Raw genomic sequence first — 24,044 nt, 5'->3', positions numbered from 1 at the left:
TCCGCTGTGCTGATCCTGCGGAAGGTGTGATCTCCTCCGGTCGGTGACGGAACGGGGCCGCTGAGCCCGTCGAAGGCTCCCGCGGTCAGTCCCGCCGAAGCTCCGGATCATCGGGGGCGACGTTCTTGACCCACTGCTGGATCCCGGGTCGCTCGAACCCGTACGGCACGAATCCCTCTTCGGTGGCTCGCGGCTCGTCGGTGAAGAGCGACACGTCGCCACGCGGCGCCGGCACGATCTCCACCCGGATCCCGCGGTACCTGCCGAAACGCGTCATGCTCCGAGCGTATCGGCGAGCAGAGAGGAGTCGCACTCCGCACCCGAACGGTGCGGGCGGAGATCTCGCCGTCGGGCGGAGATTCTCGCCCGATCCCTCCGCCCATCACGGAGAACTCCGCCCCACGCGGTGCGAGAGGCGCGTCGCGCACGTGGCGCGCTAGTCTCGGCGTCGATGGATACTCCGAATGGCCGCGAACTCACCACCCGCGAGCGCGAGGTGCTGGTCGCGATGATCACGCACGCGAAACCCTCCCACGGCTCGTTCGAGGCGAGTGAGCGCGCGGCGCTGCTCGAGAAGGTCGACGACCTGCGCGTGTGGGGGAGATGCGCATGCGGTCGCTGCCCCTCGATCGACCTCGGAGATGCCTCCGGCGAGTACGCGAGCGAGGGCCCGCGCGTCATCCTCGACGGGTGGCGGGTGACCGAGGGCCTCATCCTCTTCGTCGACAACGGATTGCCGACGTACCTCGAGCAGTACAGCGGGACGGACGACGTGTTCGAGGAGTTCGCCCCGGTGGGCGAGATCGAGTTCTCCTGACGGATGCTGTGGGGCGGGGCCCTTCGACAAGCTCAGGGACCCAGTCGTGTGAAGAAGCTGGGTCGCTGAGCCTGTCGAAGCGTCCCGCCCCGAAACCTCAGACCTGGTCGAACCGACCCGACCCGGCGAACGCCGGAGCGCCGACCGCGATCGCCGCAGACGCACCGAGGCCGAAGGCCGTACGTGCCCCGACGATGTCCTCATCGCCCTCGTCACCGATCACCGGCACCGTTCCCCACACCGGCAGCGCGGCCGCGTCGAGCACCACATCGACCCCCGGCTCCACCTCGGCGGAAGACGACAACAGCACCGTCACGGGCTTGTCCGCGACATCCACCGGCACCGTCAGCGGCCCGCCGATCGACGGGAACTCGAGATCCGAGATCCGCACGATGCGCGAATCGTCGACGTACACGCCGGCCTCGGAATCACCGACCATCGCATCGAGCGGCCACGATTCGAACAGCCGCGAGATCAGCGCCAGCACCGGTGCCGACGTCCCGGCGAGTCCGATCCGCCGCCCGTGCAGGTTCGAGAGGGTCGAGATGTTCCGGCCCAGGTTGATCGGATGCTGCCGCTCACCGATGATCGGCACCACGACGACCCGCTGCGTGATCGCGAGCAGCGCCCCCGCGGCGGCGGTGCGGTCGGGCCCGGGGCCGGTGAGGTCACCGAGCAGCAGCACGTCGGCCGCGGCATCCAGTTCGGCGCCGAGTGCGGCGCGCGCCGCACGTCCGGAGCCCGAGCGCACCGCGAAGGCGGCGAGGGTGGCGTCGTCGAAGCGCAGCAGACGGGTCATCAGCGGGCCTCTCTCATCCAGCGGGTGAACGGCTGATCACCGTGCGAGGCGAGCAGCCCGCGCGTGCGCAGCACGGGCGTCACGTGCTCGGCGAACTCGCGCAGGCCCCACGGGTTGGTGTCGAACAGCAGGTTGAAGCCGTCGGCGGCCCCGGCATCCACCCAGTCGGTCATGATGTCGACGAGCCGTTCGGGCGAGCCGACGAAGAGCTGGTGCCCGAAACCGGCGAAGTACCGCAGCAGCTCGCGCACGGTGAGGTTTCCGGCTGCGCCGTAGGCGGCGATCGCCTTGCGGAACCCGATCGGCGCGGCCGAGGGGTCGCCCGACAGGCGCTGGATCTCGCCCTCGGCCGGGGCGTCGAGGTCGAGCCGCGAGCCGTCGATGCCGAACATCGCGGTGAAGCGCTTGAGCACGTAGCCGTCGGGGCTGAGCTCGTGGATCGTCTGGAAGCGGCGCTCGGCCTCCTCCTCGGTCGAACCGACGACGAGGTGGATGCCGGGCAGCACGAGCGGCGCGGGCCGACCGAGCTCCGCCGACCGGCGGCGCAGGTCGAGGCGGTTCTCGGCCGCCGTCTCCTTCACGGTCTCGGCCGCGAACACGGCCTCGGCGCTCGCGGCGGCGAGCTGACGCCCGCGCGGCGAGCCGCCGGCCTGCACCACGAGGGGTGCGACGTCGGGCAGCAGAGCCCGGATCGCGGGATCGACGCCCAGATCGGCACGACGGATGCCGTCGCCGAAGTACTCGCCCTCGTGCACGTAGTCGGTGTCGCCCTGCACGGCGGCGAGGAACGCGGTGTAGGCATCGACGAACTCCTCGGCGCGGGCGTAGCGCTCCTCGCGTCCGGGGTCGGAGGTGTAGCCGAAGTCGGTGACGGCGGGACCGGTGACCCCCGTGACGACGTTCCACCCGAACCGTGAGCCGCTGAACGCGCTGACGCTGAGCAGGCGGCGGGCGAGTTCGACCGGGTCGTTCGTGCTCGACGAGACGGTCGAGATGATGCCGAGGTGCTCGGTCTCGGCGGCGACCGTGGCCAGTGCCGCGAGGGGTTCGAGGAGCCGGCTCGGACGGATCGCCGGGTTCGATGCGAGTCCCGGGGTGTCGGCGAGGAAGATCGCGTGGATGCCGGCGTCCTCGGCCGTGCGGGCGGCGTCGCGCCAGAAGTCGGCGCCGAACACCCGCAACGGGTCTTCGCCCGGCGCGCGCCAGGCGCCGGCATCCGTGCCGTAGTCGTAGACGTTCGCGCCGATCACGAGGGGGCGGGTCATCGGGCGGGCTCCTTCTCAGCGGGCGTGGACGCGGTCGCGGATGCTGTCGTGGATGCGGTGGCGGATGCCGGAGCGGATGCCCCGAGCGGACCCGTGCCGACGTACCAGATCTCGGGCAGGTCGCTGCCGACCAGGGCGCGTTCGCCGAGCGCCCGGGCCTTGAGGTGCACGGGGTTGTGGTTGCTGAGCGTGCGGGCGTTGCGCCAGTGCCGATCGAGGGCGAGGCGGCCGTCGACGAGCGATCCGCCGCCCAGGTCGAAGACGCTCTGCGCGGCCTGCTGCACGAGCGCCGGCACCGTGATCTGCGCGCGCGTGACGGCGAGGTGCCCGTCACCGGTCTGCTCGGCGAGGGGGCGATCCAGGTCGGCTCCGAGCAGCGCGGCCGCCGTGCGCACCGACGCCACCACGGCCTGCGCGAGACCGTCGAGAGTGCCGATGCGCTCCTGCAGCTGCGGGTCGTCGGCGGGCACGGCGGTCGAGGCGTGGCTGAAGTTGCGGGTGCGCGAGCGCAGCCAGGCGATTGCGTCGTCGCGGGTGCGCAGCGCGATCCCGGCCAGCGTCGCGAGATGCGTGAGCTGCAGCACGGCGTCGAGGTTGCCGAGCCGGTCGGTGCGCGAGCCCTCGCCCACGCGCACGCGCTCCGGGTCGACGACCACGTCGGTGAACTCGACCGTGCCCGACGTGGTGAGCCGCTGGCCCACGCCGTCCCAGTCGTCGTGCAGCACGACGCCCTCGGCATCCGCAGCCACGATCGCGACCAGGTGGCGGCCGTCCTCGTCGGAAGCGAGCACCGAGATCCGGTCGGCGTAGCCCGTGCCGGTCGCATAGGCCTTGCGTCCGTTCAGACGCAGGATGCCGTCGGCATCCGTGCGCAGCGTCGTGCCCACCGTGCCGATCTCTCCGGCGCCCTCGGTGGTCGCGCCGGCGAAGAGCAGGCCGGCCGCGATCTCGGCGGTCGCGGCATCCGTCTCACCGCGCGCGATGGCGCGGGCGGCGCGGTCGCTGGTGGTGAAGTGCGTGCGCAGGCTCTGCGTGACGTTCGCGTCGGCACGGGCCAGAAGGATCTGCAGGTCGACGAGCTGCGGGTACGTGAGCCCCGCGCCCCCGGCGGCGACGGGCAGTCTCGCCGCCGTCAGGCCGAGGCGGGCGAGCTCGCGCACGTCGGCGCGGAGTCCCCGCTCGGGGTCGCGGTCGTGGTCGCGCGCCGGCGACTCGGCCGCGATGCGGCCGATGACCTCATCGATCTCGGCGACGTTCGCCAGGGCGACCCCGACGTCTGCGACCGAGGTGAACGCGAGCAGATCCTCCGGCATCCGTCAGTCCGTCCCGCCCGCGCCCGACGGGCCGGAGTTCGGCCAGCCCGCGGGTGCCGTGCGACCGGCCGGGTCGAGCGCCGGACGCGTGCGGCCGTAGGCGAGCGCGTGCACGAAGCGGCGGCGGAACTCGGTCAGATCGAACGAGGTCACCGCCCGCGTCGAGGCGCCCTCGGGCGTGCCCCACACCAGCGGCAGGCCGTCGCTCGTGAGAGCGACCCGAGTCGCGAGCGAACCCGCGGCCGGGGTGAAGTCGACCGGGCCCTCGATCCAGCCCGTCACGATCTCGGGGCGATGCAGGATCACCGACGACAGTCCGTCGTGGGCGGCCGAGATCCGGCGCCCCCACTTGTACTGGTAGAAGTCGTTGTACGCATCGAGGATCGTGCCCGCGAAGTGCGCCGCCGGCAGATCGGAGCCGAGTAGCAGCGCCGTGACGTCCTCCTCGAGCAGCGCCTGCGAGGTCACGTTGACGCCCACCATGATCACGTTGCCGCTGTTCACGGCGCCGAACACGGCCTCGGCCGCCGCGCGGTCGTTGTTCGTGTTCGCATCGGTCACGGTCGGGGTTCCGGGCGCCGGGTACGGGCCCGCACCGCCCATGATGACGACCGAGCGGAACTTCAGGAACAGCTCCGGGTCCTTCTCGAGCGCCAGCGCGATGTTCGTGAGCGGTCCGAGCGGGTGCAGGTCGATCTGACCCGGGTGCTCGTTGGCGATGCGCACGAGGTAGTCGGCCGCGGACTCCGCCTCGAGCGTGGGCTCGGGGCGGTCGAAGCCGCGGTCGCCGAGGCCGTCGTGTCCGTGCACGAACCACGCGATCGACGGGTCGCCGTCGAGGGGACCGCTCGCGCCCAGGTAGATCGGGATGCGCGGGGCGTCCGCCACGTCGAGCACGTACGCGACGTTGCGGGCCGAGTCCTCGACCGCGCAGTTCCCGTAGATCGTCGTGATACCGACGATCTCGACGTCGGGCTGGGCGAGCAGGTAGAGCAGGGAGTGGGCGTCGTCGATGCCGGTGTCGGTGTCGACGACGATCCACTGCTTCTCGGGGGCGAAGTCGGGCATGATCCTGCTCTCAGTGCTGGTGCTGGTGCGCGGGCTCGGCGAGCTTGAACGCCAGGCGTCCGTGCGCGAAGCCACCACCGGCGCGGATGGCGGTCGCGACCCAGGCGGCCTCGGCCAGTTCGGCCTCGTCGGCACCGGCTGCGACGGCCTTCTGCGAGTGCGCGTCGATGCAGTACACGCACTGCGTGGTGATGCCCACGGCCAGCGCGATCAGCTCGCGGTACTTCAGCGGGATCGCCCGCGACTCGTCGGGAGCGAACACGGCGCTGTCGAAGGCCGCGAACGCCGCGAGGATGTCGGGGGTGTGTTCCTTGTAGACCTTCGTGTAGGTCTTGTCGGCTTCGCTGTCGAAGTAGGCGCTCATGCTCTGCTCTCTGCTGGTGTGCGTCGGGTGCTCCCGCCGCCGGGCGCGACGGCGCCACCGAGGAAGGAGGGTCTACCGCGACGCTAAGACCTGCGGCATCCGCCCCGCACCTCGGAGTGCAACACGAGGTCATCCGGAGCGAGCGGTCAGACCTCGTCCTCGTCGCTGAGTCGGCGGGGGCCCGCCCCGAGACTGCCGAGTGCGTCGTCGGGGTTCAGCAGACCGCACGCCTTCATCGACAGGCATCCGCAGCCGATGCATCCGGTCAGTTCGCGTTCGAGGCGCTCGATGCCCTCTCGACGCTTCTCGAGCGCGCGCTTCCAGCGGCGCGAGGCGCGCTGCCAGTCGTCGTGGCTCGGGGTCTCGGCGAGCGGCACGTCGGCGAACGCCGTCTGCACGTCGGCGAGCGGGATGCCGAGGCGCTTCGCCACCGCGATGAGCGACACCCGCCGGATCATGTGCCGCGGGTAGCGGCGCTGGTTGCCGGGCGTGCGGAACGAGGCGATGAGGCCGATCGACTCATAGAAGTGCAGAGCGGATGCCGCGACCCCCGTGCGTCGCGTCATCTCGCCGATCGAGAGGGCGTCCTCGGCGGTGTGCGCGGCATCGGCGTGCGAGGTCATCGCTGCCTCCGGAATACTGTGGCTCATGCCCGCGGATCCTGGCCCGCGGATTTGACCTAAAGTGTACTTGAGGTTTTAGCGTGGAACGCTGACCCGAAGGAAGACCCGATGACCTATGTGATCGCCCTGCCGTGCGTCGATGTCAAGGACCGCGCGTGCATCGACGAGTGTCCCGTCGACTGCATCTACGAGGGTGAACGCTCGCTCTACATCCACCCCGATGAGTGCGTCGACTGCGGGGCGTGCGAGCCGGTGTGCCCCGTCGAGGCGATCTTTTACGAGGACGACCTGCCCGACGAGTGGACCGACTACTACAAGGCGAACGTCGAGTTCTTCGACGAGGTGGGCTCGCCCGGGGGTGCGGCCAAGGTCGGCATGATCACGCACGACCACCCGCTCATCGCCGCACTTCCCCCGCAGGAGGGCGCCGAGTGAGCACCGCAGAATCCGGCATCCCTGTCCCCAGTGCCGTCGGCGAAGGGCTCAAGGCGGCGTTCCGCACCCACCCCGCCGGCGTCGCGATCATCACCGCGGCGACCCCCGAGGGGCCCGTCGGACTCACGGCGTCGAGCGTAGCATCCGTCGCCGTCGACCCCGCCGCGATCGTGTTCTCGGTCACCCGGGCGACCGGAAGCGCGGGCGGGCTCCTCTCGGCCCCGACCTTCGTCGTGCACCTGATCGATCACGATCACTCCGAATTGGCGCAGAGCTTCGCCGTGAGCGGGTCGGAGCGCTTCACGCCCGAGCAGCAGTGGAGCACCCTGCCGACGGGCGAGCCGTACCTCCCCGCAGCCCGCTTCGCGCTGCGCTGCCGCGCGCTGCAGACGGTGCCCGTCGGTACGTCGAGCGTGGTGATCGCCGAGGTGCTCGAGGTGTTCGCCGGCCCGCAGGGCCGCCCCCTCGTCTACGTCGACCGCAAGTTCCACAGCCTCCCGCACCAGCCCTGACCGGCCCCGCGTGTACCCAACTCAGGAACATCGGCCGTCGAACGGCAGTTTCGGCCACTGAATCGGACGATCTCGCCAGTTCTTCCTGAGTTAGGTACGCCGCCCGCGGCGCATAACTCCTCAGAACCGGCCCCCGAACCCCGGTTCTGGCCGAAAACTACCCCGGAACGCCCGTTCTCTCCGGAGTTGTGAACCCCGATCCGCTCACACCGCGGCGGTCGAATCCCGGTCCGTGAGCACGAACGGCAGATCGGCGGGCGGGACCTCGCCTTCGCCCAGCTGCGCGAGCACCGCGGCGGCCGCGCGCTCGCCCTGCTGCAGCGGGAACTGATCGACCGTGGTGAGCCCGAAGATCTCGCCGAGCTCATGCCCGTCGATGCCGATCACCGAGAGATCCTCCGGAACGCGGATGCCGTGCTCCCGCGCCGCGAGGATCGCCCCGATCGCCATCTCATCGGATGCCGCGAACACCGCGGTCGGCCGTGGACCGCCCCCGCCGAGCAACTGATGAGCGGCGCGCAGGCCGCCCGCGATCGTGAAGTCGGCGGCCACCACGAGCGACGGGTCGACCGGAATGCCCGCGTCGACCAGCGCCTCCTCGAACCCGCGGCGACGGTTGGTCGGCACGTGGAACTCCTCGTCGAACTCGGCGGTCGCCCCGATGTACGCGATGTCTCGGTGGCCCAGCCCGATCAGGTGCTCGGTGGCGAGGCGGGCGATGCCGAGCTCGTCGACCGTGAGGGTCTCGAGGGTCGGATGCGGTCCGCCGATCGCGATGATGGGCATCCCCAGCTCGAGCAGCCGACGCGTCTCGTCGTCGTCGAGACGGATCGACACGGCGATCACGGCATCCACGCCCTGACGCCGCAGGAAGGTGTCGAACACGTGCCGCCGCGTCTCGCGGTCGGGGGTGATGTTGTAGAGGGTGATGTCGAAGCCGGCGCGCATGAGCGCCGACGACACCCCCGACAGCACGGTGCTGAAGAACCAGCGGTCGAGGTAGGGAACGATCACCCCGACCGTGCGGGTGCGCCCGGAGGCGAGGCTCGACGCACGCGAGGACACCACGTAGCCGAGGCTGTCGGCGGCCCCCAGAACCCGCGCACGCGTCTCGTCCGAGACCTTGCCGCGCCCGCTCAGGGCGCGCGAGACGGTCGCCGTCGACACGCCGGCCAGTCGTGCCACGTCGTCGATGCTCGCCATCGCGCCGCCTTTCGAGGATCGTTCGAATCGAAGAAGAGAAGATCGGATGCCGGGGCCGCCAGCGAGCGCGACCCCGGTCCGATCGCCGAGGGCATCAGCCCCGCGTGAACCAGACGGTCGTGTCGACGGGCAGCTCCGAGCCCGCGAAGGGCTGGCTCTTCACGAGGAACGTCGCGTCGTCGGGCAACGCGATCGGTGCAGTGCCGAGGTTCGCGACCACGTGCACGTCACCGCGGCGGAAGGCGACGGCATCCGCACCGAAGTCCTCCCAGACCAGCGAGCCCGAGCCGAAGCCGTGCGCACGGCGCAGCGCCAGCAGTTCGGTGTAGAGCGAGAGGGTGGAGTTCGGGTCGGCCAGCTCGACGTCGCGCGCGTACGTCGCCCATTCGTCGGGCTGCGGCAGCCACGAGAGTCCGGTGTCGTTGAAGCCGAACGCCGGGGCATCCGCCTCCCAGGGCAGCGGCACGCGGCATCCGTCGCGTCCGTAGCGCTCGTGCTTCGTGCGGAACCAGGTCGGGTCCTGACGGTACTCGTCGGGGATCTCCATGGCCTCCGGCAGGCCCAGTTCCTCGCCCTGGTAGAGGTACGACGATCCGGGCAGCGCGAGCATGAGGGTCGTCGCCGCACGGGCACGGGCGAGGCCGATCACGGCGTCGGGCTTGTTCGGGGTGTGGGGGCCGATGCCCTCGCCCTGCGGGTTGTCGACCGTGAGGGCGAGGCGGGTGGCGTGGCGCACCACGTCGTGGTTCGAGAGCACCCAGGTGCTGGGGGCGCCGACCGCTCCGAAGTCGTCGAGCGATTCGCGGATGACGTCGCCGAGCGCCTTCGCGTCCCACGCCGTCATCAGGTAGGGGAAGTTGAAGGTCTGGTGCATCTCGTCGGGGCGCACCCACAGCGAGGTCTTCTTCAGCGTCGGCAGCCAGGCCTCGCCGCAGAGGGCGCGGTCGCCGTCGTACTCGGCGAGCAGTTCGTGCCAGTCGCGGTAGATGTCGTGCACGCCGTCCTGACCCCAATACGGCACGTTTGCCTCGCCGCCGCCCATCGAGTCGGCATCCGACGGAGGGGTGTAGTCGGGCAGGCCGTCGGCCTTGATCATGCCGTGCGCCACGTCGACGCGGAAGCCGTCGACGCCGCGGTCGAGCCAGAAGCGCAGGATCGAACGGAACTCCTCGCGCACCTCTTCGTTGGTCCAGTCGAAGTCGGGCTGGGTGGCGTCGAAGATGTGCAGGTACCACTGGCCGGGGGTGCCGTCGGCCTCGGTCACGCGCTGCCACATGCCGCCGCCGAACACCGACTCCCAGTTGTTCGGGGGCAGTTCGCCGTTCTCGCCCTTGCCGTCGCGGAAGATGTAGCGGGCGCGCTCGCGGCTCCCGGGCGCCGCCTTCAGTGCCTCCTGGAACCACACGTGCTGGTCGGACGAGTGGTTGGGCACGAGGTCGACGATCACGCGGATGCCGCGGGCATGGGCCGCCTCGAGCATGGTGTCGAAGTCGGCCAGGGTGCCGAAGAGCGGGTCGACGTCGCGGTAGTCGGCGACGTCGTAGCCGGCGTCGCGCTGCGGGCTGGTCATGAAGGGGCTCAGCCAGATCGCGTCGACGCCGAGGTCCTTCAGCGAGTCCAGGCGGCCGGTGATGCCGGGGAGGTCGCCGATGCCGTCGCCCGAGGCGTCGGCGAAGGAGCGGGGGTAGATCTGGTAGATGACGGCGCTGCGCCACCACTCGGATCCGGGCGCGGCGAACTGTTCGATTTCAGGCATCCCCCGAGCCTAATGCAAGCGCTTGCATCACTCGCGCACCGCGCACCCGGGAGTACGCTGACGGCACCATCACGAGGAGGTGTCGCATGATTCCCGAGATCAACTACTGGGCCGTTCTGCTGGCCACGCTGTCGAGCATGATCGTCGGCTCGATCTGGTACTCGCCGAAGGTGTTCGGTACGCGCTGGTCGAAGCTCGCGAACGTCGACATGGATCGCCCGGCGGCCACCGCGGTCTGGCCGATCATCACCACGGTGATCGTGAGCTTCATCACGGCCTGGGTGCTCGCCGGAGCATCCGCCATCGCCTGGCACTTCTATGGCGGATCCTGGTTCTGGGGTGCCGTCATCACCGCGGTCACTCTCTGGGCCGGCTTCACGGCGGCCCGCTTCATCACCCACGACGCCTTCGAGGGGCGCTCGACCCGGCTCACGACCCTCAACATCGCGCACGAGCTCGTGACGGTGCTCGTGATGGCGGCGATCATCGGGCTGTGGCCGCCCGCGATGACCGTGTAGTGCGCCGGGCCCCGCACCGATGAAGCCTTTATTCATACACGAGCAGAAACTGTAAGAAGTCCCCTTCCCTCTCGGCGACGGAACTGCGATGATCATCGCGTGACCTTCGGGTCGCCCGTGTGCGTTCCCCCACCGCGCACGGAGTTTGACGAGAGGTCCCCCAATGTCTCGTTCCCGTTCTCCCCGTCGTGCTGTCGGCTGGACGGTGGTCGTCGCGCTCGTCGCCACCGCCGTGCTCGCCGGCGCGGCATCCGCTGCCACCGGAGATCCCGTCCCCGCCGACGAGACCGCCGACCCGACCGCTCCGGAGCCCTCCGTGTCGATCGCTCTCGCCTACGAGTTCCTCGACGCGCGCACCGATCAGTTCTGCGACGGCGAGGGCATGTGCCTGCCGCGCAGCTACGAGGGCGGGTTCTTCACGACGCCGACCTGGGACTTCACACCGTCGTTCGTCTACGACGACGCGCTGGTCATCATCGCGTACACCGCCCGCGGTCTTCCCGACGACATCCGCCGCGCGAAGAGCATCGGCGAGACGCTGCTCTTCGTGCAGGAGAACGACCCGATCGGCGACGGACGCGTGCGCACCCACTACGAACCCCACGCCATCCGTCAGGGCCGCATGGAGATCACCGGACCCGGCACGTTCACCGGAAACCAGGCCTGGGCCGGCCTCGCCCTCGCCCGCCTCTTCCACGCCACCGGCGATCAGCGCTACCTCGACGGTGCGCTCGACATCGCGAACTGGATCCAGACGAACACCGCCGACATGGTGCGCGCCCCCTTCGGCTACACCGGTGGGCAGACGGATGCCGGTGACTCGCTCGTCTGGAAGTCCACCGAGCACAACGCCGACATCGCCGGTTTCTTCGGGCAGCTCGCCCAGCTCACCGGTGACACCGTCTGGGCCGACCGCGCCGCCGTCGCCGCCGCGTTCGTCACCGCGATGCAGAGCCCCGACGGCCACGTCGACACCGGCACGCTGCTCGACGGCAGCACGGTCAACACTCACCCCATCCCGCTCGACGCGCAGACCTGGACCTCGCTCGCGACCGGCGACCCGCGCTACGACGCAGCACTCGACTGGACGCTCGCGAACCTCATCGGCACCGACGGCCCCTACACGGGCCCCGGCATCAGCGACGTCGACACCTCGAAGGTCTGGTTCGAGGGAGCAGCGCACCTCGCACTGGCCCTGAAGCTGCGGGATGCCGCAGGCGATGCGGCTTATGCGGACACGTTGCTCGACAGCATCCGTCTCGGTCAGCGCGACGCCGCGAACGGCGACGGCAAGGGGATCGTCGCGACCTCGACCGACGGCCTCGACTCCGGGTTCGGCGACCTCTACTACGCGAGCCTGCACACCGGCGCGACCGCCTGGTACCTGCTGGCCGAGGCCGGCGACAACCCCTTCACCCTGCCGGCCGACTGACCGGCGGCAGGAATGACGGAGGGGGCGGATGCCGAAGCATCCGCCCCCTCCGTCGAAGAAGTTACGCGGCGACGCGCGCGACCGCGGCGATCGCGCTCGCGAAGAAGCCGATCCCGTCGATGCCGGAGCGCATGGCCACCGAGGTGTCGGGGCCGAAGCCGGCCTCGGTCGCGTGCTCGGGGTGTGGCATGAGCCCCACGACGTTGCCCGCCTCGTTCGTGATGCCCGCGATGTCGCGCAGCGAACCGTTGGGGTTGACGCCCGCGTAGCGGAAGGCCACGAGGCCCTCGCCCTCGATGCGGTCGAGGGTCTGCTCGTCGGCGATGTAGCCGCCGTCGGCGTTCTTGAGCGGGATGACGATCTCCTGCCCGCGGCGGAACTCGTTGGTCCACGCGGTGTCGGAGTTCTCGACCGTCAGCTTCTGGTCGCGACGGATGAAGTGCTGGTGGCTGTTGCGGATGAGTCCGCCGGGCAGCAGGTGCGACTCGACGAGCATCTGGAAGCCGTTGCAGATGCCGAGCACGGGCAGCCCCTTGGCGGCGGCATCCTTCACCTCGGCCATGATCGGCGAGAGCGCGGCGATGGAGCCGGCGCGCAGGTAATCGCCGTAGCTGAATCCGCCGGGCAGCACGAGGGCGTCGACACCCTCGAGGTCGTGCGAGCCGTGCCAGAGGGCGACGGGCTCGGCGCCGGCCATGCGCACGGCGCGCTGCGCGTCGCGGTCGTCGAGCGAGCCGGGGAAGGTGACGACCCCGATGCGTACGGTCATTCGACGACCTCGATGCCCACGACGTCTTCGATCACGGAGTTCGACAGCACCTCGTCGGCGATGCGGGTCGCCTCGGCGAGCAGCTCGTCGGTGACCTCGCCCTCGACCGTGAGCTCGAAGCGCTTGCCGATGCGGACGTCGGAGAAGCCCTCGACGCCGAGGCGTGCGAACGCTCCGGAGACGGCCTTCCCCTGCGGGTCGAGCAGTTCGGACTTGGGCATGACGTCGACGACGATGGTGGGCATGAACGGCTCCAGAAGTCGCGGGCAGGAAGGCGCGTCCAGTCTACCGCCCTGCTCCGGTCGCGATTCGCCGCCGGGCGTGGCGCGCGGGGCGTCGCTCAGGCGTGGAAGACGGTGTGCAGATCGCCGATGAGCTCGCGGCCGCCGAGGCCGTCGATCTCGAACAGCACCGAGATGCCGACCACGTGGCTGCCGAGGCGCTCGACGAGTTGGCGGCCGGCGGCGAGGGTGCCGCCCGTCGCGAGCACGTCGTCGATGAGCAGCACGCGCGATCCCGCGGGCAGGTCGTCGTGCATCTCGATGGTGGCGGTGCCGTATTCGAGGGCGTAGTCGACGGATGCTGCGGGGCGGGGCAGCTTGCCGGCCTTGCGGATCGGGATGAGTCCGGTGCCGGCGGCGATGGCGGCGGCACTCGCGAGGATGAACCCGCGGGCTTCGATCCCGGCGATCACGTCGAACTGTCCGGCGAACGGCTCGATGATGGCCTCGGTCGTGACGCGGAGGGCCTCGGCGTCGGCGAGCAGCGGCGTGATGTCGCGGAAGATGATGCCCGGCTGCGGGTAGTCCGGCACGTTGCGGATCAGCGACTGGGCGCGGGCGAGGGCAGGGGAGAGTTCGGCTTCGGGCACTGAGCAAGGGTACTCCTCGTGTTCGAGGCTTTCGAAAACGGGGACCCTTGACAATCGTGGGAGCGCTCCCATATCGTGGCCGGAACGTCGTGGGAGCGCTCCCATCGCGGAGCCCACGGCTCAGCACCATCCCGACGCACCACCCACCGCACCACCTCACGAAGGAGTGAACTGTGAACGCACGCGCCCGCCACCGGGTCCTCACGACCGCAGCCGTGGCATCCGTCTCGGCCCTCGCCCTCGCCGGCTGTTCCACCGGCGGAGGAGGCGAGGGCGGCTCGAACGCCGACGAGGAGATCACTCTCACCGTCACCACGTTCGGCACCTTCGGCTACGACGACCTGTACGAGGAGTACGAGGCCGCCCACCCGAACATCACCATCGAGGCCACCAACATCGACACCGGCGGCAACGCCCGCACCGACGCCTTCACCAAGATCGCGGCCGGCTCGGGTCTCAGCGACGTCGTCGCGATCGAGGAGGGCTGGCTCGGCGCCGTCATGGACGTCTCCGACACCTTCGTCGACCTGCGCGACTACGGCATCGAGGACCGCAAGGACGACTGGGTCGACTGGAAGTACGGGCAGGCCACGGATGCCGAGGGCCGCGTCATCGGCTACGGCACCGACATCGGCCCCTCGGGCATCTGCTACAACGGCGCCGCGTTCGAGGCCGCCGGGCTCCCGAGCGACCGCGAGTCGGTCGCCGAGCTGCTGAACGGCGACTGGGAGAACTACTTCCAGGTCGGCGCCGACTACACGGCCAAGACCGGCAAGGCGTGGTACGACCACTCCGGCTTCGTGTGGAACGCGATGGTCAACCAGCTCGACGAGGGGTACTACACCGCCGACGGCGAGCTGAACGTCGAGGGCAACGCCGAGCTGCAGGAGCGCTTCGAGCTGCTGGGAGCGGCGACCGAGGGCGGCCAGTCCGCCGCCCAGACCGCGTGGGACTGGAACGGTGGCAAGTCCTTCGTCGACGGCACCTTCGCGACCTTCGTGTGCCCCGGCTGGATGCTCGGCGTCGTGCAGGGTCAGGTCGAGGCCGGCGGCGGCGACGCGTCGACCGGCTGGGACTTCGCGGATGTCTTCCCCGGCGGAGCGGCGAACTGGGGTGGCGCGTTCCTGTCGATCCCCGAGTCCTCGCAGCACAAGGAGGCCGCAGCCGAGCTCGCCGACTGGCTGACGCAGCCCGAGCAGCAGGTGAAGCAGTCGGCCGCCGCGGGCAACTTCCCCTCGACGGTGAAGGCGCAGGAGACCCTCGCCGCCGACGCCACCCCGAACGCGTTCTTCAACGACGCCCCGACCGGCGCGATCCTCGCGGAGCGCGCGAAGGGCGTGGTCGCGCAGTTCAAGGGCGCCGATGACTCGGTGATCCAGGAGAACGTCTTCGGCCCGGCGCTCAGCGCGCTCGACCGCGGCGAGACCGACACGAAGGGCGCCTGGGATCAGGCGATCTCCCTCCTGAACGACCTGGTCGGCTGACCGGCCCTTCGCCCTTCGTCTCGTCGCTGACGCTCCTCGCTCAGGGACCGGTTCCCCCGGTTCCTGAGCGAGCGGAGCGAGACGAAGGGCACCTCCGATCAAGGAAACCCTCATGACTCTCACCGCACCGCCCGCGCAGCAGCGTGCGGCGGCATCCGCTTCTGAATCGGATGCTCCGCCGAAACGCTCCTGGCGCCATCGCGTCTCCCGCTTCGACCAGAACGCCTCGCCGTACTTCTACATCTCGCCGTTCTTCCTGCTGTTCGGGCTGGTGGGCCTGTTCCCGCTGCTGTACACGGTGTACGTCGCCGTGCACGAGTGGGATCTGCTCAAGGGCGAGGGCGGGTTCGTCGGCTTCGGCAACTTCGTCGAGATCCTCGGCGACGGGATGTTCTGGAACTCGATCTTCAACACCCTCAGCATCTTCCTGCTGTCGGCGATCCCGCAGCTCGCGGTCGCCCTGACGATCGCCTACCTGCTCGACCGCGGGCTGCGCGCCCCGACGTTCTGGCGCATGAGCGTGCTCATCCCGTTCGTGGTCACCCCGGTGGCGGTCGCGATCATCTTCTCGAGCATCTTCAACGAGGCCGACGGCCTCGCCAACAACCTGCTCAACCTCATCGGCATCGCCGACCAGCAGTGGAAGCACGACACCGCGCTGTCGCACATCGCGATCGCGGTCATGGTGAACTTCCGCTGGACCGGGTACAACGCGCTCATCCTGCTCGCCGCGATGCAGGCCGTTCCGCGCGACCTCTACGAGTCGGCGGCCCTCGACGGCGCCGGCGCCGCCCGCCGCTTCTTCTCGATCACGATCCCGACGATCCGACCGACGCTGATCTTCGTCATCATCACGGCGACCATCGGCGGACTGCAGATCTTCGCCGAGCCCCGGCTGTTCGACGTCTCCACCGCCGGCGGCATCGGCGGCAGCGATCGGCAGTTCCAGACGACCGTGCTGTTCCTCTGGGAGCTCGCGTTCTTCCGGCGCGATCTGGGCGAAGCATCCGCCGTCGCCATCCTGCTGTTCCTGTTGATCGTCGGCATCGGCGTGATCAACTTCCTGATCTCGCGACGGATATCGACGGGGGATGCCGGCCGCAACCGCGCCGCGCGCCGCCGCGCCCGTGCGACCGCCGCCACCCTCGAGGAGGACGCACGATGACCGCGACGATGGCACTGAGCGTGCCCGAGAAGATCCGCCGTCGCCGGGGCAGTGCCCTCGGCAACGCGGGGATCGGCAGCCGCCCCGGCTTCCTCACCTACGGCCTGCTGGCCGCGTTCGTGATCGGCAGCGTGTACCCGCTGTGGTGGTCGGTCGTCGTCGCGAGCGGCACGAACGCCACGCGCGGCGAGACCCTGCCGCTCATCCCGGGCGGCAACTTCCTCGCGAACGCCGCCAAGGTGTTCGACGCGATCCCGTTCTGGCTGGCGCTGGGGAACTCGTTCCTCATCTCGGGCATCATCACGATCTCGGTCGTGACGTTCTCGACCCTCGCCGGCTACGCGTTCGCGAAGCTGCGCTTCAAGGGACGCGACGGCCTCATGGTGTTCGTGATCGCGACCATGGCGATCCCCACGCAGCTGGGCATCATCCCGCTGTTCATGCTCATGCGCGAACTCGGCTGGACGGGCTCGATCGGGGCCGTGATCGTGCCGACACTCGTCACCGCGTTCGGCGTCTTCTTCATGCGGCAGTACCTCGTCGACGTCATCCCCGACGAACTGATCGAAGCCGCCCGCGTCGACGGCGCCAACCAGTTCCGCACGTTCCTGACGGTCGGGATCCCGGCCGCCCGCCCCGCGATGGCCATCCTCGGACTCTTCACGTTCATGACCGCGTGGACCGACTACCTGTGGCCGCTCATCGTGCTCTCGCCCTCGAATCCCACCCTCCAGACCGCGCTCAGCCAGCTGCAGTCCGGTTACTACATCGACTACTCGATCGTGCTCGCCGGTGCGGTGCTCGCGACCCTTCCGCTGCTCGTGCTCTTCGTGGTCGCGGGCAAGCAGCTGGTCAGTGGCATCATGGCGGGCGCGGTGAAAGGATGACTCCATGACCCGTGCGTTTCCCCAGAACTTCCTCTTCGGCGCCGCCACCGCGGCCTACCAGATCGAGGGGGCGGCTTTCGAAGACGGGCGCACCGCGTCGATCTGGGACGCGTTCTCGCGCGTACCCGGAGCGGTGATCAACGGGGACAACGGCGACGTCGCCTGCGACCACTACCACCGGTACCGCGACGACGTGGCGCTGATGAAGGACCTCGGCCTCCAGACGTACCGCTTCTCGACCTCGTGGTCTCGGGTGCGCCCCGACGGCGGTGCCGTGAACGCGCAGGGCGTCGACTTCTACGAGCGCCTGGTCGACGAGCTGCTCGCCGCCGACATCCTGCCGTGGCTGACGCTGTACCACTGGGACATGCCGCAGGCGCTGCAGGAGACCGGCGGCTGGACGAACCGCGACACGGTCGACCGCTTCCTCGAGTACGCGGGCACCATGCACGACGCGCTCGGCGACCGGGTGAACGTGTGGACCACGCTGAACGAGCCGTGGTGCTCGTCGTTCCTGTCGTACACGGGCGGTGAGCACGCCCCCGGTCACACGAGCGTCGCCGAGGGTCTGCTCTCGGCCCACCACCTGCTGCTCGCCCACGGCGAGACGGTGCGCGAGCTGCGAGGGCGCGACGCCTCGCTCAACCTCGGCATCACGCTCAACCACACGGTCGCCGACCCCGCCGACCCGACCAACCCCGCCGACGTCGACGCCGCGCGCCGTATCGACGGGCAGTTCAACCGCTGGTTCCTCGACCCCATCTACCGGGGCGAGTACCCGGCCGACATCGTCGAGGACATCCGTGCGGTGGATGCCGCGGCCGTCGAGACCTTCGAAGCCGCGATCCACGACGGCGACCTCGCCACCATCGCGCAGCACATCGACACGCAGGGCGTGAACTACTACCACGGTGACCTCGTCTCGGGCGCCGTGCCCGAGAACGTCGCCGTCGAGAGCGTGCCGGACACCGAGCGAAAGGTGCGCAGCCCCTACCCGTCGTTCGAGAACATCCACAACGTCGAGCGCGGCCTGCCCCGTACGGCGCAGAACTGGGAGGTGCAGCCCGAGGGGCTCACCCGCCTGCTGCAGCGCGTGTGGACGGAGTACGCGCAGCCCGCCGGAACCGTGCTGTACATGACCGAGAACGGCGCCGCCTACGACGACGTCGCGGTCGTCGAAGACGGCGAGACCCGCGTGCACGACGACGACCGCGCCGAGTTCCTGCGCCTGCACCTCGCTGCGGTGCTCGACGCGGCGGATGCCGGGGTCGACGTGCGCGGATACTTCTACTGGTCGCTGTTCGACAACTACGAGTGGGCGTGGGGCTACGACAAGCGCTTCGGCATCGTGCGCGTCGACTACGACACCCAGGAGCGCACGCTCAAGGACTCCGCGCGGGAGTACGCTCGCATCATCGCCGCTCGCTCTCTCTGAGACCGGGCGGCGAGGGCGGTCGGAGCATCCGATCGCCCCGCCGGATCGGAGGAAGAGCTGTGTCGCGAGCGACGATCGAAGAGGTGGCCGCTGCCGCCGGAGTGTCACGGTCGACGGTCTCGCGCGTCGTCAACGGTTCGACGGCGGTCAGCCCCGAGGCGCTCGCCGCGGTGCACGATGCGATCGAGCGGCTGAACTACGTGCCGAACCGCGCGGCGCGATCGCTCGCGTCGCGTCAGACGCATGCGATCGCCCTGATCGTGCCCGAAGACACCACGCGCTTCTTCGGCGACCCGTTCTTCGCCGCGATCGTCGCCGGCATCACCGGCACGCTCCGCACCTCCGACTACCTGCTGAACCTGCTCATCGCGAGCGACGACCCGGGCGACAAGATGACCGGCTTCGTGCGCAACGGCGGTGTCGACGGGGCGCTGCTGGTGTCGCACCACACGAGCGACGCGTTCATCGACCGGATCGCGGATGCCGTGCCGGTCGTCTACGGCGGGCGCCCCGTGCGCACGCGCGAGACCGACTACGTGGTCGACGTCGACAACGTGGCCGGGGCGCGTGAGGCGGTGCGCCGCCTGGTCGACATCGGCCGCACCCGCATCGCCACGATCTCCGGTCCGCTCACGATGCTCTCGTCGATCGACCGCGTGCAGGGCTTCCGCGAGGCGTTGGCGGATGCCGGGCTCACGCCGTTCGCCGAGGAGGAGGGCGACTACAGCGAGGCCAGCGGCGCCGACGCCGCCCGCCGCATCCTCGCGGCGGGCCGCCCCGACGCGATCTTCGTCGCGAGCGACCTGATGGCCCGCGGCGCTCTCACGGCGCTGCGTGCCTCCGGCATCCGCGTTCCCGACGACATCGCCCTCGTCGGGTTCGACGACTCCTCGGTCGCGCTCAGTTGCGACCCGCAGCTCACGACGATGCGTCAGCCGATGTACGCGCAGGGCGAGGCGATGGCGCAGGTGCTGCTGTCGCGGCTCGCCGGGGGAGACCCGCCCCGCACGACCATCCTGCCGACGGAGCTCGTGGTCCGGGCATCGGGCTGACGGGGCTACCTGCTCATCCATGCACTCGCGAGTTCCCGCATCCCGTACGACGCCCGATGGTTCACCGTCCCGTACACCTACTGGCTCGATGGATGGGATCAGAAACTCAGCAGCGCGGAGAAGATCATGTTGCTCATTGCGTTGAGCTCGAAGCCGAACTTCGAACTCCCATACAACCGAGCGCCTGCTTGGTACGGAATCTCGGAGAGCACAGCGAAGCGAGGGCTCACCCGCCTCGCTGATCGAGAGAAGCCGCCGATCATGCGCTGGGAACGTCAGCCGTTCAGGCCTTCGCCTTCGGGATCACAGATCAGTCCTGCCTCCACGATCGCGTCATACACGGCCTCGCGCTCGGGGCCCGTCACATCCTGTCCGTCGGCGAGAAGTCGGAGGGGCTCATCGGGGAGATTCGAGTCGTACAGCTGCTGCCCCATGCACGGATAGTAGTCGGGCATGTCCTCGTAGTCGGTGATGCCGTCCGACCGCAAGAGCACTGCGAATCCTTCAGCGATCTCTTCCGGGACCGGCCGCGAGTCGCTCGGGTCAGTCGAGGGCTGTTCCGACGAGGTCGGCGACGGTGCGTCTGTCGGAAGCGTGATCGGGCCTTCGGGGCTGACGAGACCCGCGGCGATGACGGCGAGAGTCACCAAGGTTCCGATCGCGCCGCCGACGATCGACAGGATGGTCCCAGCGATCGACGGCCATTTCGCCGTGTTCTTCGCGAACAGCCCGATCAGCGACAGGACGAACGCTGCGAGGAGCACGACGACTCCGAAGATGAAGGTCACCGGGAGGCACGCGAGCACGGTGCCGACGACCGCCAGGCCCAGACCGATGGGTCCCAGCACCGGAGCACCACGCCGCTGCGGCACAGTCATCTGCGTGCCGCTGGAGATTTGAAGTGCTGGTGGTGGCGCGAGCGCCGGAGTGTGTTGCTCGGGAGCGAAATGATCGGTCCACGTTTGGCCGTCCCACCAGCGCCGGCGACCTGACCCGTCGTCGTACCATCCAGGGGGCGTGCTCATGGTGCTCCTCCGTGCCGTTTCCGTCGCCGAGCTCATGTTATTCCGTATGAGAACGTGGCCGACCCTCGAGCGTGACACCGCTCTGATACCTACACGACGCGTTAGGGCGCGTTTCATGACGCGAAGAACGAGCGCGGCCTAAGTAGTTTGAGCGGAGATCTCGCGGATGAGGTCGGTGCGTAGTCCTTCCGCGTCTAGCAATTGGGCGCGCCGGCACGATCGGACGTGCGCAAGCGTGCGGGCCCCGTCTGACGGGGTTTCTCGGGGCGGGACCCTTCGACAGGCTCAGGGACCCAGTTCTGTGGACTCTTCGACAGGCTCAGGGACCCAGTTCTGTGGACTCTTCGACAGGCTCAGGGACCCAGTTCTGTGGACTCTTCGACAGGCTCAGGGGCCCAGTATCGAAACTGGGTTGCTGAGCCTGTCGAAGCACCCACCGCGGGAACTGCACGGGTGCGGCCCTGTCGCCCCCTCCGGGACAGGGACGCACCCGCGGTTTCAGGGGCCGCCCAGGAGCGACGTGAAGAAGTCGCCGCCGAAGAGCGTCAGCGCGGTGACGCCGGCCGAGAGCAGAACCACCCCCACGGTGCCCGCCACGGCCAGCACCGAGATGCCGTGCCCGCCGAGGCGCTGTCCCCGCAGCCCCACCGAGACGCCGGCGCGCGCCGCGATCTCGCCCGCGGCATCGTCGCGGTAGAGCTCGGTGCGTGCGGCGAAGCGGCGGTGGAACTCCTCGGCGAGAACGAGCGCCGCGGCCATGGTGGCGGGGCGATCGAAGCGCGTGCTCCCCGTCAGGTACACGTACAACCGATCGGAGACGAGCTCGATCTCGGCGCCGCGTCCGAGGTCGAGCACGCGCGCCATCAGGTCGGGCGTGAAGATGTACAGAGCGTCGGTCTGGTAGCCCTCCGGCACGATCAGCCGGAACACCTTCGCGAACTCGCCCTCGAGCTCCATCCGGGCAGCGCCCCGGCCGAGGCCCAGCGTCGGGACGATGCTGCGTCGCCGGTTCGCGAGCACGATGTGCGGCACCGACGACGGCAGCGGCAGCTCGATGAACGCGAACGGTCGCTGCACGGTCGCGCCCTCCTGGCCGCGCGACAGCGAGTGATGGATGCCGAGCTCGAACGGCATCCGCGGATCGTCGCCCGCGACCACCGCGCGCTCCTGGCCGCGCAGCACGCGGGTGAAGGGAGCGCCGGGGCGGCGGGTGTGCTCGAGTCGATCCGCGTAGGCCCAGCCGTTCTGCCAGGCGAACGCCGCGATCTTCACGCGACGGCTGAGGCCCACCGCGAACCACACGAATCCAACGGCCGCGAGCAGCGTGTAGCCGATCACGAACACCGCGAGGATCGGTGCGACGGCGAGGATGTCGGTGCGCCCGAGGAACCACAGACCCGCGAGCATCGCCGCCGCGAACAGCAGCACGACCACGAGCAGGAACACGAAGCGCCGGTGCAGCGGGATCTTCGTGATCCGCTCGTAGGCGACGATGTCGCGGATGCCGGCGCTGCGCTGCAGCGGAGCGAGGTCGACGGCTACAGCGTCCACGGCAGGGTCGCCCACGGACCGTTGCGCGTCTCGGTCGCTGCGGCCTTGAAGTCCGCCCACCCGTCGCCGAACTTCTCGAACGACTTCTCGTCGACGCGGCCGTCGGACCAGTGCATGACCCGGCCGGCGATGTAGCTGAGGCCGAAGTCGGCCCACGAGGAGAACGCGGGCCGCGCCTCGACGTTGATCGCGTGGATGATCGAGCGGGCCTCGGGCACGTCGCCGTGTCCGAGCGCGACGCCCCAGGTCGCCATCGCGACGGCCTGGCCGATCGCGTAGCCGTCGAGAGTTTGCACGAACAGGTCCGGCGTCACGATGTCCTTACCCACGCGCTTGCGCACCTCGGACTCGATGTACTCGATCGCGGTGATGAACGCCTTGGCGTCGCGCTTGTCGCCGCCCTCCTCGACGATGGCCGCCAGCCATTCCTTCGCCTTCGGGGCACGGCCGAGGCGCTCGGCGACGGCGACGCGCACGGCGAGGTACAGCACCCAGACCTCGCGGCGGCGGCGCACCGTGGTGAGGCGTTCGATGTTCGACAGCCACTCCTCACGGGTGTGCACGCCCCACTGCTCGACGAGCACCGACTTCTCCGACGGGCCGAGGTCGCTCGCGGTCGGGTCGTTCCACGGGCCGGAGGGCAGGTTGCGGATTTGCAGGAAGCCCAGGGCGATCTCGTTCGCCTCGGCATCCGTCGTCGAGAACTTCTCGGAGGGCTTCACCTTGGCCGCCGGGATGATCCAGAGGATCAGGAAGAAGAGGGCCACGGCGCCGACGATCGCCCACACCCACCACTGGCCGATCAGCCAGCCGACGATGGACCCGAGGTCGTTGAAATCGACGGGCGCGAGACGGTGCATGGAGGCTCCCCAGAGATAATTAAACTGAACGTACATTCAGCGAGTAATCTATAGTACGGGGACGCACATCGGTGCACATTCGGGGGCAACGGGGAAGTGAACTTCACATGGCGCGATCGGAAGACCAGAATCGACGTGCGCGCGAACGAGCCAAGGAGGTCATCCTCCAGGCGGCGATCGAGGTGTTCGAGGAGCGGGGCGTCTCCGGCGCCAGTATCGCCGAGATCACCAAGCGCGCTGGTGTCGCCCAGGGGCTCGTCAGCTATCACTTCGGCGGCAAGGATCAGCTGATCGCCGCGGTCATCGACCGCTGGTTCATCACCCTCCTCGAGCTGCCGAGCGTCGAGGGCAGCCCCGACGAGGTGCTCGCCTCGATCATCGACAGCGTGTTCCAGGCGACGGCCTACGCCGTGCCGCTGCAGCGCGTCGTGCTCGCGATCCAGCAGCAGCCGGCCACGCACCGCCTCTTCGCCGAGTCCGAGGACCGCTTCAGCGAGCAGGTCACGATGGCCGAAGACGCGGTGCGCAACCTGTTCCGCGCGCGCGGCGCAGCCGATCCCGGGCTCGAAGAGGTCATGTTCCGCAGCGTGCTCGAGGGCGTGTTCGTGAAGTACTCGGTGTACCGCGACACGTATCCGCTCGAAGATGCCCGCCGCTGGGTGCGTCGGCTCTACGACCTGCCGGAGCCGACCGTGCCCCTGCCGCTCGCCGTCGCCCCGTGCGAGGGAGAACCGCGCCCCCGGGCTCGCGGCGGGGTGTGCGAGGGCGCCGGCTCCGACGACTGACTCGGCCCTTCGTCTCGTCGCTACGCTCCTTGCTCAGGAACCGCGCAGCGAGACG

Annotated in this window: 26 protein-coding genes; 11 read left to right on the top strand and 15 right to left on the bottom strand. The window is 69.5% G+C overall.

Translation table 11 applies throughout. The annotated features are described in order from the left end of the window. Positions 1-85: 85 nt before the first annotated feature. On the bottom strand, positions 86-277 hold the full coding sequence (locus ACI2JZ_RS13245) for a hypothetical protein (protein ID WP_336641123.1): 192 nt from the start codon (positions 275-277) through the stop codon (positions 86-88). A 174-nt stretch (positions 278-451) separates the two neighbouring features. Here ACI2JZ_RS13245 and ACI2JZ_RS13240 point away from each other — a divergent pair, with 174 nt between their 5' ends. Continuing rightward, on the top strand, positions 452-817 hold the full coding sequence (locus tag ACI2JZ_RS13240) for a hypothetical protein (protein ID WP_404597963.1): 366 nt from the start codon (positions 452-454) through the stop codon (positions 815-817). A 97-nt stretch (positions 818-914) separates the two neighbouring features. Here the strand turns inward: ACI2JZ_RS13240 and ACI2JZ_RS13235 are convergent, their stop codons facing one another. From ACI2JZ_RS13235 to soxR, 6 genes are all read right to left on the bottom strand, one after another. Beyond that, complete coding sequence (locus ACI2JZ_RS13235; RefSeq protein WP_404597962.1) at positions 915-1,616, bottom strand: hypothetical protein; 702 nt, start codon at positions 1,614-1,616, stop codon at positions 915-917. Continuing rightward, entirely contained in the window at positions 1,616-2,881 is a 1,266-nt protein-coding gene (locus ACI2JZ_RS13230; protein WP_404597960.1) for an LLM class flavin-dependent oxidoreductase, read from the bottom strand. Before ACI2JZ_RS13230 ends, ACI2JZ_RS13235 begins: the two co-directional genes overlap by 1 nt. After that, on the bottom strand, positions 2,878-4,194 hold the full coding sequence (locus tag ACI2JZ_RS13225; protein WP_404597958.1) for an acyl-CoA dehydrogenase: 1,317 nt from the start codon (positions 4,192-4,194) through the stop codon (positions 2,878-2,880). The genes ACI2JZ_RS13230 and ACI2JZ_RS13225 overlap by 4 nt, the downstream gene beginning before the upstream one ends. Positions 4,195-4,197: 3 nt before the next feature. Beyond that, on the bottom strand, positions 4,198-5,262 hold the full coding sequence (locus ACI2JZ_RS13220; protein ID WP_404597956.1) for a nucleoside hydrolase: 1,065 nt from the start codon (positions 5,260-5,262) through the stop codon (positions 4,198-4,200). 10 nt (positions 5,263-5,272) lie between these two features. Beyond that, positions 5,273-5,626, bottom strand: a complete 354-nt coding sequence (locus tag ACI2JZ_RS13215) for a carboxymuconolactone decarboxylase family protein (RefSeq protein ID WP_247623661.1) — start codon at positions 5,624-5,626, stop codon at positions 5,273-5,275. Positions 5,627-5,772: 146 nt separating this feature from the next. After that, complete coding sequence (gene soxR, locus ACI2JZ_RS13210; RefSeq protein WP_404598131.1) at positions 5,773-6,249, bottom strand: redox-sensitive transcriptional activator SoxR; 477 nt, start codon at positions 6,247-6,249, stop codon at positions 5,773-5,775. A 108-nt stretch (positions 6,250-6,357) separates the two neighbouring features. Between soxR and fdxA the strand changes: the two genes are divergently transcribed. Continuing rightward, positions 6,358-6,684 carry a ferredoxin gene (fdxA, locus tag ACI2JZ_RS13205; protein WP_404597954.1) on the top strand — a complete coding sequence of 109 codons (327 nt, stop codon included), beginning with the start codon at positions 6,358-6,360 and terminating at the stop codon, positions 6,682-6,684. After that, on the top strand, positions 6,681-7,196 hold the full coding sequence (locus ACI2JZ_RS13200) for a flavin reductase family protein (RefSeq protein WP_247633092.1): 516 nt from the start codon (positions 6,681-6,683) through the stop codon (positions 7,194-7,196). Before fdxA ends, ACI2JZ_RS13200 begins: the two co-directional genes overlap by 4 nt. A 204-nt stretch (positions 7,197-7,400) precedes the next feature. Here ACI2JZ_RS13200 and ACI2JZ_RS13195 read toward each other — a convergent pair whose 3' ends face one another. Then, positions 7,401-8,399: a LacI family DNA-binding transcriptional regulator gene (locus ACI2JZ_RS13195; RefSeq protein ID WP_404597952.1), complete on the bottom strand. Its 999-nt coding sequence runs from the start codon at positions 8,397-8,399 to the stop codon at positions 7,401-7,403. Positions 8,400-8,493: 94 nt separating this feature from the next. Then, a complete protein-coding gene (locus ACI2JZ_RS13190) occupies positions 8,494-10,155 on the bottom strand; it encodes a glycoside hydrolase family 13 protein (protein ID WP_404597951.1) in 1,662 nt (553 codons plus the stop codon). A gap of 86 nt (positions 10,156-10,241) precedes the next feature. Between ACI2JZ_RS13190 and ACI2JZ_RS13185 the strand changes: the two genes are divergently transcribed. Further along, the gene (locus ACI2JZ_RS13185) at positions 10,242-10,673 is read left to right on the top strand and encodes a DUF1761 domain-containing protein (protein ID WP_404597950.1); all 432 of its coding nucleotides are present in this window, start codon (positions 10,242-10,244) and stop codon (positions 10,671-10,673) included. A 163-nt stretch (positions 10,674-10,836) separates the two neighbouring features. Further along, positions 10,837-12,105: a hypothetical protein gene (locus ACI2JZ_RS13180; protein WP_404597949.1), complete on the top strand. Its 1,269-nt coding sequence runs from the start codon at positions 10,837-10,839 to the stop codon at positions 12,103-12,105. Between the two features lie 61 nt (positions 12,106-12,166). On the opposite strand, the gene purQ is transcribed toward ACI2JZ_RS13180, so the two are convergent. The 3 genes from purQ to ACI2JZ_RS13165 all read right to left on the bottom strand — a co-directional run bounded on the left by purQ (position 12,167) and on the right by ACI2JZ_RS13165 (position 13,745). Beyond that, positions 12,167-12,874, bottom strand: a complete 708-nt coding sequence (gene purQ / locus ACI2JZ_RS13175; protein ID WP_404597948.1) for a phosphoribosylformylglycinamidine synthase subunit PurQ — start codon at positions 12,872-12,874, stop codon at positions 12,167-12,169. Continuing rightward, positions 12,871-13,119 (bottom strand): phosphoribosylformylglycinamidine synthase subunit PurS, encoded by a 249-nt coding sequence (gene purS / locus ACI2JZ_RS13170; protein WP_247623653.1) that lies wholly within the window; start codon positions 13,117-13,119, stop codon positions 12,871-12,873. Before purS ends, purQ begins: the two co-directional genes overlap by 4 nt. Before the next feature lie 95 nt (positions 13,120-13,214). Then, entirely contained in the window at positions 13,215-13,745 is a 531-nt protein-coding gene (locus ACI2JZ_RS13165) for an adenine phosphoribosyltransferase (RefSeq protein ID WP_404597947.1), read from the bottom strand. Positions 13,746-13,918: 173 nt separating this feature from the next. Here ACI2JZ_RS13165 and ACI2JZ_RS13160 point away from each other — a divergent pair, with 173 nt between their 5' ends. The 5 genes from ACI2JZ_RS13160 (at position 13,919) to ACI2JZ_RS13140 (ending at position 19,768) form a co-directional block, all read left to right on the top strand. Continuing rightward, positions 13,919-15,229, top strand: a complete 1,311-nt coding sequence (locus ACI2JZ_RS13160; RefSeq protein ID WP_247633082.1) for an ABC transporter substrate-binding protein — start codon at positions 13,919-13,921, stop codon at positions 15,227-15,229. A gap of 112 nt (positions 15,230-15,341) precedes the next feature. Beyond that, positions 15,342-16,394: a carbohydrate ABC transporter permease gene (locus tag ACI2JZ_RS13155; protein WP_404597945.1), complete on the top strand. Its 1,053-nt coding sequence runs from the start codon at positions 15,342-15,344 to the stop codon at positions 16,392-16,394. Continuing rightward, positions 16,391-17,281: a carbohydrate ABC transporter permease gene (locus tag ACI2JZ_RS13150; protein ID WP_372491944.1), complete on the top strand. Its 891-nt coding sequence runs from the start codon at positions 16,391-16,393 to the stop codon at positions 17,279-17,281. Before ACI2JZ_RS13155 ends, ACI2JZ_RS13150 begins: the two co-directional genes overlap by 4 nt. Positions 17,282-17,285: 4 nt before the next feature. Beyond that, on the top strand, positions 17,286-18,716 hold the full coding sequence (locus ACI2JZ_RS13145; protein WP_247955436.1) for a GH1 family beta-glucosidase: 1,431 nt from the start codon (positions 17,286-17,288) through the stop codon (positions 18,714-18,716). A 59-nt stretch (positions 18,717-18,775) separates the two neighbouring features. Then, complete coding sequence (locus ACI2JZ_RS13140; RefSeq protein ID WP_404597942.1) at positions 18,776-19,768, top strand: LacI family DNA-binding transcriptional regulator; 993 nt, start codon at positions 18,776-18,778, stop codon at positions 19,766-19,768. 275 nt (positions 19,769-20,043) lie between these two features. Here ACI2JZ_RS13140 and ACI2JZ_RS13135 read toward each other — a convergent pair whose 3' ends face one another. The 3 genes from ACI2JZ_RS13135 to ACI2JZ_RS13125 all read right to left on the bottom strand — a co-directional run bounded on the left by ACI2JZ_RS13135 (position 20,044) and on the right by ACI2JZ_RS13125 (position 23,204). Further along, positions 20,044-20,793, bottom strand: coding sequence for a DUF2510 domain-containing protein (locus ACI2JZ_RS13135; RefSeq protein WP_404597941.1), 750 nt, complete (start codon positions 20,791-20,793; stop codon positions 20,044-20,046). Between the two features lie 498 nt (positions 20,794-21,291). Continuing rightward, the gene (locus ACI2JZ_RS13130) at positions 21,292-22,344 is read right to left on the bottom strand and encodes a hypothetical protein (protein WP_404597940.1); all 1,053 of its coding nucleotides are present in this window, start codon (positions 22,342-22,344) and stop codon (positions 21,292-21,294) included. Then, positions 22,332-23,204 carry a DUF1266 domain-containing protein gene (locus ACI2JZ_RS13125; protein ID WP_336641105.1) on the bottom strand — a complete coding sequence of 291 codons (873 nt, stop codon included), beginning with the start codon at positions 23,202-23,204 and terminating at the stop codon, positions 22,332-22,334. Before ACI2JZ_RS13125 ends, ACI2JZ_RS13130 begins: the two co-directional genes overlap by 13 nt. A 107-nt stretch (positions 23,205-23,311) precedes the next feature. Between ACI2JZ_RS13125 and ACI2JZ_RS13120 the strand changes: the two genes are divergently transcribed. Then, entirely contained in the window at positions 23,312-23,989 is a 678-nt protein-coding gene (locus ACI2JZ_RS13120; protein WP_404597938.1) for a TetR/AcrR family transcriptional regulator, read from the top strand. Positions 23,990-24,044: the final 55 nt, after the last annotated feature.

Origin of the sequence: Microbacterium sp. NPDC087868 (assembly GCF_044900755.1) — a bacterium.
In the GTDB taxonomy this organism is placed as follows: domain Bacteria; phylum Actinomycetota; class Actinomycetes; order Actinomycetales; family Microbacteriaceae; genus Microbacterium; species Microbacterium galbinum.
Note: the sequence above shows the minus strand (reverse complement) of the source record. Positions and strands in the feature narration are given on the sequence as shown.